Source organism: Brevundimonas staleyi (assembly GCF_041893865.1).
GTDB classification, from domain to species: Bacteria; Pseudomonadota; Alphaproteobacteria; order Caulobacterales; family Caulobacteraceae; genus Brevundimonas; species Brevundimonas staleyi.
Genome location: NZ_CP169082.1, coordinates 2,209,113 through 2,220,243, shown reverse-complemented (window position 1 = coordinate 2,220,243; position 11,131 = coordinate 2,209,113). Strand labels below are relative to the sequence as shown.

The 11,131-nt window shown below is 69.2% G+C and carries 9 protein-coding genes; 5 read left to right on the top strand and 4 right to left on the bottom strand.

Translation table 11 applies throughout. The annotated features are described in order from the left end of the window. Positions 1 to 15 precede the first annotated feature (15 nt). Positions 16 to 1,149, top strand: coding sequence for a bifunctional 2-C-methyl-D-erythritol 4-phosphate cytidylyltransferase/2-C-methyl-D-erythritol 2,4-cyclodiphosphate synthase (locus ACETK8_RS11255; RefSeq protein WP_374036021.1), 1,134 nt, complete (start codon positions 16 to 18; stop codon positions 1,147 to 1,149). Between the two features lie 14 nt (positions 1,150 to 1,163). On the opposite strand, the gene ACETK8_RS11250 is transcribed toward ACETK8_RS11255, so the two are convergent. Continuing rightward, positions 1,164 to 3,458, bottom strand: a complete 2,295-nt coding sequence (locus tag ACETK8_RS11250; protein ID WP_374036020.1) for a spermidine synthase — start codon at positions 3,456 to 3,458, stop codon at positions 1,164 to 1,166. A gap of 102 nt (positions 3,459 to 3,560) precedes the next feature. On the opposite strand from ACETK8_RS11250, the gene ACETK8_RS11245 reads away from it, so the two are divergent. Both ACETK8_RS11245 and ACETK8_RS11240 read left to right on the top strand, forming a co-directional pair. Further along, entirely contained in the window at positions 3,561 to 4,055 is a 495-nt protein-coding gene (locus tag ACETK8_RS11245) for a CinA family protein (protein ID WP_374036019.1), read from the top strand. Beyond that, positions 4,052 to 4,291, top strand: coding sequence for a sulfurtransferase TusA family protein (locus ACETK8_RS11240; RefSeq protein WP_374036018.1), 240 nt, complete (start codon positions 4,052 to 4,054; stop codon positions 4,289 to 4,291). Before ACETK8_RS11245 ends, ACETK8_RS11240 begins: the two co-directional genes overlap by 4 nt. On the opposite strand, the gene ACETK8_RS11235 is transcribed toward ACETK8_RS11240, so the two are convergent. Then, on the bottom strand, positions 4,257 to 5,159 hold the full coding sequence (locus tag ACETK8_RS11235; protein WP_374036017.1) for a YihY/virulence factor BrkB family protein: 903 nt from the start codon (positions 5,157 to 5,159) through the stop codon (positions 4,257 to 4,259). The two genes, ACETK8_RS11240 and ACETK8_RS11235, sit on opposite strands and share 35 nt — an antisense overlap. A 218-nt stretch (positions 5,160 to 5,377) precedes the next feature. Here ACETK8_RS11235 and ACETK8_RS11230 point away from each other — a divergent pair, with 218 nt between their 5' ends. Both ACETK8_RS11230 and ACETK8_RS11225 read left to right on the top strand, forming a co-directional pair. Further along, positions 5,378 to 6,688, top strand: a complete 1,311-nt coding sequence (locus ACETK8_RS11230; RefSeq protein ID WP_374036016.1) for a diguanylate cyclase domain-containing protein — start codon at positions 5,378 to 5,380, stop codon at positions 6,686 to 6,688. Between the two features lie 64 nt (positions 6,689 to 6,752). Continuing rightward, on the top strand, positions 6,753 to 7,346 hold the full coding sequence (locus ACETK8_RS11225) for a dihydrofolate reductase family protein (RefSeq protein WP_374036015.1): 594 nt from the start codon (positions 6,753 to 6,755) through the stop codon (positions 7,344 to 7,346). On the opposite strand, the gene mfd is transcribed toward ACETK8_RS11225, so the two are convergent. After that, positions 7,343 to 10,789 (bottom strand): transcription-repair coupling factor, encoded by a 3,447-nt coding sequence (gene mfd / locus ACETK8_RS11220; RefSeq protein ID WP_374036014.1) that lies wholly within the window; start codon positions 10,787 to 10,789, stop codon positions 7,343 to 7,345. The two genes, ACETK8_RS11225 and mfd, sit on opposite strands and share 4 nt — an antisense overlap. Beyond that, positions 10,789 to 11,109, bottom strand: a complete 321-nt coding sequence (locus tag ACETK8_RS11215) for a succinate dehydrogenase assembly factor 2 (RefSeq protein WP_374036013.1) — start codon at positions 11,107 to 11,109, stop codon at positions 10,789 to 10,791. The genes mfd and ACETK8_RS11215 overlap by 1 nt, the downstream gene beginning before the upstream one ends. Positions 11,110 to 11,131: the final 22 nt, after the last annotated feature.

Sequence of the window (11,131 nt, the reverse complement as noted above, 5' to 3'; positions counted from 1 at the left end):
ACGTAGAAGGCCTCCATGACTTTTGCAGCGATCGTGGTGGCGGCCGGTTCGGGTTCACGGGCCGGGGGCGACAAGCAGTGGCGGCCTCTGGGCGGCAGGCCTGTGGTGCGCTGGTCGGTCGAGGCGCTGCTGAAGGCCGGGGCCGAGGAGGTGATCGTGGTGGTCGCCGCCGACGGGTTGGATCGGGCGGCCGAGGCGCTGGGCGGGCTGGAAGGCTGGCGGGCCGTCGCAGGCGGCGCCGAGCGGGCGGATTCGGTGCGGGCGGGACTGGCAGAGCTGACGGGCGTGGCGGATCGGCCGGTGCTGGTGCATGACGCGGCGCGGCCTCTGCTGTCCGCCGACGTGATCGCTCGGTTGCTGGAGGCCCTGCCCGGCGCGGATGGGGCCATCGCCGCCCTGCCCGTCTCCGACACCCTGAAGCGCGGCGCGGACCGGATCGAGGGCACGGTGGATCGCAGCGGGCTGTGGCGGGCGCAGACGCCTCAGGCGTTTCGCGCGGACCGGCTGATCGCCGCCTACGCCGTCCGGCCCGAGGGCTCGGCGCCGACCGACGAGGCTGCCGTGGTCGAGCGCGACGGCGGCGTGGTGCGCCTCGTCCAGGGCGATCCGCGTCTGATGAAACTGACCTACCCCGAGGATTTCGCCATGGCCGAGGCCCTGATCCCCCGCCAGACCCGTGTCGGTCAGGGCTTCGATGCGCACCGCTGGGGGCCGGGAGAAGAGGTCTGGCTGTGCGGGGTGTCGATCCCGCACGACCAGACCCTGATCGGCCATTCGGATGCGGATGCGGGGCTGCACGCCCTGACCGACGCGGTGCTGGGCGCCATGGGCGACGGGGATATCGGCGATCACTTCCCGCCGACCGACCCGAAATGGAAGGGCGCGGCCTCGGAGCAGTTCCTGATCCATGCGGTCGAGCGGCTGACGGCGCGCGGCGGGCGGTTGGTGAACGTGGACGTCACCCTGATCTGCGAACGGCCCAAGGTGAAGCCGCATCGTGAGGCCATGCGCGAACGCCTGGCCGAGATCCTGCACCTGCCGCGGGACGCCGTCAGTGTGAAGGCGACGACCATGGAGCGGATGGGCTTCACCGGACGCGAGGAAGGCCTGGCCGCCTCGGCCCTCGCGACGATCGAATTGCCCGCCTGATCAATCCACTCGGGTCAGCGGCGGAAGTGCCGCCACAACGACCCGAACAGGTTCACATAGTCGTCGGTCCAGGGCCGGACGTCGTTGTCGGCGATGGTCTGCCATTGCGGCTCGCCCCGGAACTCGGCCAGGCCGGCGTCGGTCGGCGACAGGATCAGGGCCTCGGTCGAGGCCTCGGCCATGTCCGGCGCGGTCGAGCTCTCCTGATAGATCTGGTGCAGGTTGGCCGCGCCGAGAGCCCGCGCCGCGGCGGCCGCCGGCAGGGTGATGTCGAGGTTGCGGTTGGACAGATGGAGGATGACCACGCCGTCCGGCTTCAGGAGCTTCAGATAGCCCTCGATGGCCTCCACCGTCAGCAGGTGGGTCGGCACGGCGTCGGACGAGAAGGCGTCGATCAGAAGAAGGTCGTAGGACCCCGGCGCCTCGCGCGCCATGGTCAGGCGGGCGTCGCCCAGCACGGTCCGGACCGGGCCGTCGGCGCAGTCGGAGATGAAGGTGAACCACTGGGGATCGCGCGCCAGCTTATCCACCATCGGGTCGATCTCGAAGAAGGTCAGCCGGTCCGTGCCGCGTTTGTAGCCGGCCATGGCGCCCGACCCCAGCCCGACCACGCCGATGTTCAGGCCGGGGCTACGGTGCTGCAGCGCCATCGTGGCCTGACCGATGGGGGTCGAGGGGGCGTAATACATGGTCGGCATGCAGGCGAAGGCCGGGTCGCGCGGCTGGGCGCCGTGCAGGGTCGTGCCGTGCATCAGGATGTTCACCTGACCGCCCAGACGCGGGTCGTTCACCGGGGCGATCTTCATCACGCCGAAGAAGCTGCGGTCGGTGAAGGCGGCGTCGTAGCCGCGCGCGATATAGGCGGTGGACAGGGCGATGGCGGCGGCGATGGCGACATAGGCGATGGGCCGGTCGCGCAGCAGGAAGCCCGCGATCATGGGCGCCAGCAGGACCAGCTGGGTCAGGCGCGGCATGTTCTCCGACACGTTCTTGCTGAACCACCAGGCGAAGTCCCAATCCGCCTGGAAGACCGCCGACAGCAGGGGCGGCAGGCCGGCGATCAGAAGCGCGGCCACGAACATGTAGACTTCGGAGTTCTTGATCGGGGCCTTGCTGAACGGCCGGGCCAGTCCGGCCAGGACCAGGACCAGCGGATATTCCCAGACGCCGTTGAAGAGCACCGGCGCCAGAAGCGCGGTGAAGGCGCCGCCGACCACGCCGCCCAGCGACATCAGGAGGTAGAACTCGGTCAGGCGATCCGGCGGCGGGCGACGCCCGGCCAGACGCTGGTGGCACATCAGGGTCAGGAAGAAGAAGGCGGCCAGATGCAGGCCGAACATCATCAGCCAGTTGCCGGTCCGGAAGGCCGTGAAGGCGACGCAGGCCAGGGTCAGGGCGCCGGAGATCACCAGGGTGATCGACATCGGGATCCAGGGCTTGTCCTGGAAGGCGATGACGAAGGTCAGGAGATAGAGGGCCAGCGGCACGACCCAGAGGAAGGGCGCCGAGGCGACGTCGGTCGACAGGTGGGTGGTGACGCCCAGCATCAGGCTGGACGGGGCGGCGGCGAGGAGGACGAGGACCAGCTTCTCGCGCCAGGCGATGGGCGGGCTGACCTCAAGGGCGGCGACCGGGGTCGCGCTGCCGATCTGGCCGCGCCGCCAGGCGACGAAGGCCAGGGCCACGATCATCAGCATGAAGGCTGCATAGCCGCCGGTCCAGGTCCCGCGCTGGCCCGACAGGGTCATCAGGGGCTCGATCAGGACGGGATAGGCGAGGAGCGCCAGGAAGCTGCCGAGGTTGGAAGCCGCGTAGAGGACGTAGGGGTTCTGGCCATCCGCATGACCGGCGCGGACCCGAGCGTACCAGGCCTGAAGCAGCGGCGCGGTGGCCGACAGAACGGCGAAGGGCGCGCCAACGGAAAGGGCCAGGGTAGCGAGGAGCCAGCCGATGGGCGCGGACGGGTCGGGATCGCCGAGGACGCCGCTGATCTTCAGGGGCAGGAACAGGGCCGCCAGCGCCAGAAGCGCCAGATGGGTCGCCATCTGAGCCCGCATCGACGGCAGGCGCTGCAGAAGATGGGCGTAGCCGTAGCCGGCCAGAAGCGCGGTCTGGAAGAAGACCATGGCCGTGTTCCAGACCGACGGCGATCCGCCCAGCATCGGCAGGACCAGCTTGGTCACCATGGGCTGGACCACGAAGACCAGGGCCGCCGAGGTGAAGATGGCCACGGCGAACAGGGTGCGGGCGACGCGGTCGCCACTGTCGGTCGAGGGGCCGATGTCTTCCGGCAGCGCAGCGTCGGTCATGAGATCCCCGGTCCTGAACCCGCGCCCCTGAATGCAAGCCATGGGCCTCGGCGCGTGCTAGGCGGAAGCCTAGACTGACTCGCTTCTGCACCGGAAAGGTCAATGTTCCCCGAAGACATCGAACAGACAGCGGCCGCGATTGTCGCAGCGGCGTCGCGTCGCGGCTGGACCGTGGCGACGGCCGAGAGCTGCACCGGCGGACTGGTGGCCGGGGCCCTGACGGCCATCGCCGGATCGTCGGCGGTCGTGGACCGGGGCTTCGTGACCTACAGCAATGCCGCTAAGGCCGAAATGCTGGGCGTCCCGACGGAAACCATCGAGGCGCATGGCGCGGTGTCGGAGCCGGTGGCGCGGGCCATGGCTGCGGGCGCGCGGGTGACGGCGGACGTGGATCTGGCGGTGTCCATCACCGGCATCGCGGGACCCGGCGGCGGTTCGGCGGAGAAGCCGGTCGGACTGGTTCACTTCGGATGCGCCGGGCCGGACGGCGTCGTGCATGAGGTCCATCGCTTCGGCGATATCGGGCGCGAACGGGTGCGGCTGGAGAGCGTGCGGGTCGCGCTGGGTCTGCTGCTGGCCGCCTGCGAGGCGGAATGAACGACATCGTCGTGGATGCGCGCGGGCATCGCTGTCCGGTGCCGAGCCTGCGTCTGGGAAAGGCGATGGAGACCGCCCTGCCCTCCAGCCGGCTGGTGCTGCTGGCGACCGATCCGATGGCGCGGATCGACGTGCCGTTTCTGATGCAGGAGCTGGGCGGTCAGGTCGTGTCGATCGAGGAGGTCGACGGCGTCCTGACCCTTACCGTCGAGACGCGCGCCGCTCCGACAGGTTGACGACCGAAGTATTGTCCTCCGGGGCCAGTTCGGGCGCGCCCTTCGAGCGGGCGGCGATCTCCATCTCGGTGGCGAAGGCGCCGCCGTAGAAGATGGCGTTGACGTTCCACGACAGCCAGATCAGCAGCACCACCACGGCGCCGACCGAACCGTAGGTCGCGCCGAGCTGGGCGATCTGCTCGACATAGATGGCGCAGAGCCAGGACGAGATCATCGACAGGATGGTCGCCACCGCCCCGCCCGTGATCGACGGGAACCAGGCCACCGGATCGCGGTGGGACATGGCGTAGCGGTAGAGAAGCGTGAGCCCCAGGGCGAGACCGGCGGCGGGCAGCAGCCCGTTGAACGGCAGGCCGCCCGACGACGACGCCGGCCCGGTGTGCTCCAGCAGGCGGGCGGTGACCACGGCGCCGGAGACGATGGTGAACAGGCCGAACGCCACGACCGCGACAACGAAGGCCAGGAAGTTGAACTTGAAGAAGCCGTGCGGCTCCGTCTCGTCATGGATAAGGTTCAGACCGGCCAGCAAGGCCTTGAATCCCCGGTGCGCCGCATAGGCGCCGACGATCAGGGCGAAGGCGCTCTGGGTCGAGACGGCGCGGGCCGAGGCGTTCGACAACCGCTCGACCTCGGCGCGGAAGATGGCGCGGGCGGCGTGGGGCATGACATCGGCCAGGGCCGCCGCCTGTTCGCCCACCTGGGCGATCGACAGCACGGCCTTGTAGAAGCCGATCAGGATGGCGATGGCCGGGAAGACGGCCAGAAGAGCGAAGAAGGACACCCCGCCGGTGTAGAGCATGACGTCCCGGCCCCAGCTGCGCGCGAACGCCCGCCCCGAGAGCCGCACCCAGAAACCGGGTGACGCCATTTCCGTAGTCTGTCCGCGCAAGCCGGTTCCCGCCGTAGCCCAATCCCGGACACTAGCGGAAATCGCCTGGTTTGGAACCTGTGGTCACGCGGTCGTTTTCCCGCATCCACAGCATCTGGGGCGTTGCACCGACGGGGGCCGCATCGGTATGGTCCGGCCGCTCCGTGTCGGGAGCAGCGGCCTTTCGGGCCCGCAGGGGGAGTTCGGCGATTACAGGTTTGGATCCACGCGTTCTGGTCGTCGCCGAGACGGATGAGCGGATCGGCGCCCTATGCCGTGGGCTGGATCAGCTCGGCTGGCGCACGATGACGGCCCGGTCGGGCGCGGGCGCGGTCGCGGGCCTGACCGACTTCAAGCTGGAGGCGGCCATTCTGGACGCCGACCACGCCGAGATTTCCGCCCTGCCCGAGGCCCTGAGGCTGGCGGCCGGCGCGCGGCGTTTGCCGCTGATCGCCCTGGGGCCCAAGGCGGGCGCCCTGCCCCAGGCCGCCTTCGACCTGACCATGACGGAGGCGCCCCATCCGGCCCAGGCGGCGCTGCGAATCGAACAGCTGGTGCGCGCCGCCATCGCCGAAGAAGAGTTCCGCCTGCGGCAACAGACCTTCGCCCTGCACGGCGCGACGCTGGACCCGGGCACGCCGGACACGAGCCCGGTCCGCATCCTGATCGCCGGGGCGCCCGATCATCGCTTCATCGCCCTGTCGAATACCCTGACGGCCGAGGGCGCCGAGGTGGTGGCGGCGCCGACGCCCTATACCGCCTTCGACTATCTGCATGAGAGCGCGTTCGACGCGGCGGTGCTGTGGGGCGCGCCCGACCATGCGCCGGCCCTGTCCATCGCGTCCGGCATGAAGCGGAACACGCGGCTCTATCATATCCCGCTGGCCCTCTATCTGCGCTCCGAAGGCGAGATCAATCTGAGCGAGCTCTACAACCGGGGCTTCTCGGAGGTCGCGGCCGCCGACACGCCGGAGCCGGAAGCGGCTGAGCGCGTGATGAACCTGGCGCGGACCCATCGCCGGCATCTGGCGATCCGGAAGGCGCTGGAAGGCGCGCGGGGCGCCGGGATCATGGATCCCTCGACCGGCCTGTTCACGCGCAACCTGTTCGCCAGCCATCTGGGCCGCGTGGCCGAGGGGGCCTCGGCGCGGCGTCGTCCGTTGTCGGTCTGCGTGCTCAGGGTCTCGGACAGCGACGCCCTGACCCGCGCGCGGATGGGCGGCTGGCTGGACCGCGCCATGCCCCAGATCGGGGCCATGGTGTCGCGTCTGGTGCGGGTCGAGGATACGGCCGCGCGTCTGGCGCCCGAAGTCTTCGCCCTCGCCCTGCCCGCCACGCCGGGTCCGCAGGCGCGGCTGGCGGTGGAGCGGATCGCCGCCGTCATCGGCTGCACCGCCTTCGACGCCGGTCCGGACCGGACGCCCTTCGTAGTGGAGTTCAGCGTCGGCGTCGCCGAACTGATGCAGGGTGAGAGCGCTGCGGCCGTGCTGGAACGCGCCTCGGCCGACATGCAGGTTCAGACGGTCTAGAGCCCTCTTGCGAGGTCGGGCGCGGCCTTCATAGTGGCCCGGTCACCTTCTGGGAGTGCGAACCATGGCCGGACGCGTCGGCGCCCATATGACGATCTCGCTGGACGGCTTCGGTGCCGGACCGGACCAGACGCTGGAGACGCCGCTGGGCGTCGGCGGCGAAAACCTCCATCGCTGGATGTTCCAGGACGGCGCAAACAACGCCGAGGAAATGCAGGCCATCTGCGACTATTCGGCCTTCATCATGGGCCGCAACATGTTCGGCCCGATCCGGGGCGAATGGACCGGCGACTGGCGCGGCTGGTGGGACGAGAACCCGCCCTATCACGCCCCGGTCTTCGTCCTGACCCACTATGCGCGCGAGCCGCTGGTGATGGAGGGCGGGACGACCTTCCACTTCATCACCGAGGGCTACGATGCAGCGCTTCAGGCGGCGCGAGCGGCCGTCGGCGACGGGGACATCGCCGTCTGCGGCGGGGTCTCGACGACGCGCCACTATCTGAACGCCGGTGTGATCGACGACCTGCATCTGCAGATGGCGCCGATCGTTCTGGGTGCGGGCGAACGGCTGTGGGACGGGCTGACGGCGGAGCTGGAGCCCGTCTCCGCGCGCCAGACCCGCTTCGCCACCCACCTGCACTACCGCGTGAAGCGCTAGGCGCCGGCCACCCGAGCCAGATCGGCGGTGATCCGCTCGGCGACCTTCAGACGATCCTCCGGCGTCGGCCAGTCGCCCTTCACGACGATCTTCTGATCCGGGCGGATCTTCCAGGTCGCGTGGTTTTTCTGGATCAGGCCGACCAGCCCCATCGGATTGGGGAAGGTGTTGTCGCGCAGGGTCAGGACGCAGCCCTTCGGCCCGATGTCGATGCGTTCGATCATGGCCGTCTTGCAGTTGGCCTTGATGCCGACGATGCGGAGAAGCTGTTTCGCCTCGTCCGGCAGGGGGCCGAACCGGTCGATCAGTTCGGCCGCCAGGGCCTCGCGTTCCTCGGTCTTCTCGGCGTCCGACAGACGGCGATACAGACTGAGACGGACATTGAGGTCCGAGACATAATCCTCTGGAATCAGTACCGCCGCGCCGACATTGATGGCCGGGGACCAGCCGCGATCCGGCATCATGGCCTCGCCGTTCTGGCGCAGCTCGGCGACCGCATCCTCCAGCATCTGCTGATACAGTTCGACGCCGACCTCGCGGATATGGCCGGACTGTTCGTCGCCCAGCAGGTTGCCGCCGCCGCGCTGATCGAGGTCGTGGGAGGCCAGCTGGAAGCCGGCGCCCAGGTTGTCGAGCGACTGCAGCACCTGCAGACGCCGCTCGGCCGACAGGGTCATCGGCTTGTTCGCATCGACCGTCAGATAGGCGAAGGCGCGCGCCTTGGACCGGCCGATGCGCCCCCGGATCTGGTGCAACTGGGCCAGGCCGAACATGTCCGCCCTGTGCACGATCAAGGTGTTGGCGGTCGGAATGTCGATGCCGCTTTCGACGATGGTGGTCGAGACCAAGACGTCGTAGGAGCCGTCGTAGAAGGCGCTCATCACGTCTTCCAGCTGGGTCGGGCTCATCTGGCCGTGGCCGACGACGAACTTGATCTCGGGCACCTGTTCGCGAAGGAAGCGCTCGATGTCCGGCAGGTCCGACAGGCGCGGGCAGACGTAGAAGGCCTGCCCTCCCCGATACTTCTCGCGCAGCAGGGCTTCGCGCACCATGACCGGGTCCCAGGGCGCGACATAGGTCCGCACGGCCAGACGATCGACCGGCGGGGTGGCGATGATCGACATCTCGCGAATGCCGGACAGGGCCATCTGCAGGGTGCGTGGGATCGGGGTGGCGGTCAGGGTCAGCAGGTGGACGTCGGCGCGGAGAGACTTGAGCTTCTCCTTGTGCTTGACGCCGAAATGCTGCTCCTCGTCGACGATGACGAGGCCCAGGTCCTTGAACCCAACCTGTTCGGCCAGGACGGCGTGGGTGCCGACGACGATCTCGAACGAGCCGTCCTTGAGGCCCGCCCGTGTCTCCGCCGCATCCTTGGCCGTGACCATGCGTGACAGGTGGCGGACCTTGATCGGCCAGCCGGCGAAGCGCTCGGAGAAGGTCTTGAAATGCTGGCGGGCCAGCAGCGTCGTCGGGCAGACGATGGCGACCTGTTGCCCCGACATGGCGACGACGAAGGCGGCGCGGATGGCGACCTCGGTCTTGCCGAAGCCGACGTCGCCGCAGATCAGCCGGTCCATCGGCACGCCCTTGCCGAGATCCTCCAGCACGTCGCCGATTGCGTTCAGCTGGTCGTCCGTCTCCTCGTAGGGGAAACGGGCGCAGAACTCGTCGAACAACCCTTGCGGCGGGATGACCGCCTCGCCGACGCGGAGCGCCCGCTTGGCGGCCAGGGCGATCAGACCCTCGGCCATGTCGCGCAGGCGAGCCTTGGCCTTGGCCTTCCGCGCCTGCCAGCCGGCCCCGCCGAGACGGTCCAGCTGGACGCCGTCGGCTTCGGATCCGTAGCGGGTCAGAAGGTCAATATTCTCAACCGGCAGATAGAGTTTGCTCTCACCGGCGTAGAGAAGCTCCAGACAGTCGTGCGGCGCCTCCTGGATCTCCAGGGTGCGCAGGCCTTCGTAGCGGCCGATGCCGTGATCGAGGTGGACGACGAGATCACCGGTCGTCAGGGCCGAGGCCTCGGCGAGGAAGTTGGACGCCCGGCGTTTCCGCTTCGGCCGGGCCAGGCGGTCGCCGAGGATGTCGGTCTCAGAGATGACGGCCAGGTCGCCGGTCGTGAAGCCGTGCTCCACCGGCAGGACGGCGCGCAGATAGAGGTCCTTCGACGCCGCCTGCACATCGGCCCAGTCGCGAACGGCGACGACGTGCTCAAGCCCGTGGTCGGACAGCATGACGCCGAGGCGATCCGACGAGCCCTCGGTCCAGGAAGCGAAGAGGACGCGCTTGCCCTCGGCCTTCAGCTTCTGGGCGTGGTTGGCAACGGCGGCGAACAGGTTGACGCTGTCCTGGGCCCGCTCCGCGCCGAAGGTGCGCCCCAGATTGCCGCCGCCGTCCTCGGCGGCCGCGTAGAACGGCGTCAGGCGACGGACGGCGCGCCCGGCCAGGGCCGAGTTCCAGTCGTCCTCCGGCATGTAGAGCCGATCCGGCGGCAGGGCGCGGTTGGCGGCGCCGCCCTTCCCCTTCGAGGCTTCCTGACGGGCTTCATAGGCGTCGCGGGTCAGGTTCCAGCGTTCGGCCCGCGCGGCCTCCACCTGATGGTCGAGGAACAGGGTCGCGTCGTCCGGCAGATAGTCGAACAGGGTCTCCAGCCGGTCGTAGAGCAGCGGGATCCAGTGCTCCATGCCCTGACGCCGCGCGCCCTCGCTGATGGTCGCATAGAGGGGATCGTCGCCGGGCGCGCCGAACTGGTTCAGGTAGCCGGTGCGGAAACGGCTGATGGTCTCGGCGTTCAGCAGGGCCTCGGACACGGGCGACAGCGAGACCTCGCGCCGCTGGCCGGTCGACCGCTGGGTCGCCGGATCGAAGGTGCGGATCGATTCCAGTTCGGACCCGAACATGTCGAGACGGACCGGCTCGTCGAACCCCGGCGGGAAGACGTCGATGACCCCGCCCCGGATGGCGTACTCGCCCCGCTCGTTCACCGTCGAGGCGCGCATGTAGCCGTTGGTGGTGAAGTAGGTCTCCAGAGCGGCCGTATCGAGATCGCGCCCGACGCGCGCCTCGAAACTGGCGGCGAAGGTGGCCTCGCGCGGGGGCGTGCGCTGCATGGCCGCCGCGACGGTCGTGACGACCAGCATGGGGCTGCGATCGTCCAGCCCACGCTTGGCCAGGGCCGTTAGCGCGGCCATCCGCTCCGCCGAGACGCCGGACGTCGGGCTCAGCCGGTCGTAAGGCAGACAATCCCAGGCCGGAAACTCAACGACCTCAATGTCCTTCGCGAAGAACTGGAACGCCTGGACGAAGGCGGTCGAACGCGAGAAGTCCCGCGCCACGAAGACGCCGACGCCGCCGGAGGCCTTCAGACGGTCGGCGACGACCAGCGCATCCAGGCCTTCGGGTGCCCCGCCCAGCTCGTGATCGGTCCGTTGCACGCGGGCGTCCATCAGCCGGCTCCCTCGGCGACGGCGGCGGCGACATGGGCGCGCATGAAGGTGCGCAGCCTGTCCATAAGGCCGGTGGCGTGAACCTCGGGCGTCGGCTTGGTCTCGATGATCCAGGCGTAGATTTCGTGGTCGTTGTCCTCGGCCAGCAGGGCCTCGAACTGGTCCAGTTCGGCGTCGCTCAGGCTCGCGCCCTCGGCCTGCATGAACGGCCCGAGCACCAGGTCGGCCTCGCGGAAGCCCCGGCGCCAGGCGCGGAAGGTCACCCGGCCCAGTCGCTGCTCTCTGGTTTCGGTTTCGGCACGCGCATCGTTATCGGCCACAAGAATCCTTGCCCGGTCAGTC

What these genes read in the sequence shown, in the direction of transcription:
- ACETK8_RS11255 (WP_374036021.1), top strand. Translation starts at nt 16, where the DNA reads ATGACTTTTGCAGCGATCGTGGTGGCGGCCGGTTCGGGTTCACGGGCC.
- ACETK8_RS11250 (WP_374036020.1), bottom strand. Translation starts at nt 3,458, where the DNA reads ATGACCGACGCTGCGCTGCCGGAAGACATCGGCCCCTCGACCGACAGT.
- ACETK8_RS11245 (WP_374036019.1), top strand. Translation starts at nt 3,561, where the DNA reads ATGTTCCCCGAAGACATCGAACAGACAGCGGCCGCGATTGTCGCAGCG.
- ACETK8_RS11240 (WP_374036018.1), top strand. Translation starts at nt 4,052, where the DNA reads ATGAACGACATCGTCGTGGATGCGCGCGGGCATCGCTGTCCGGTGCCG.
- ACETK8_RS11235 (WP_374036017.1), bottom strand. Translation starts at nt 5,159, where the DNA reads ATGGCGTCACCCGGTTTCTGGGTGCGGCTCTCGGGGCGGGCGTTCGCG.
- ACETK8_RS11225 (WP_374036015.1), top strand. Translation starts at nt 6,753, where the DNA reads ATGGCCGGACGCGTCGGCGCCCATATGACGATCTCGCTGGACGGCTTC.
- mfd (WP_374036014.1), bottom strand. Translation starts at nt 10,789, where the DNA reads ATGGACGCCCGCGTGCAACGGACCGATCACGAGCTGGGCGGGGCACCC.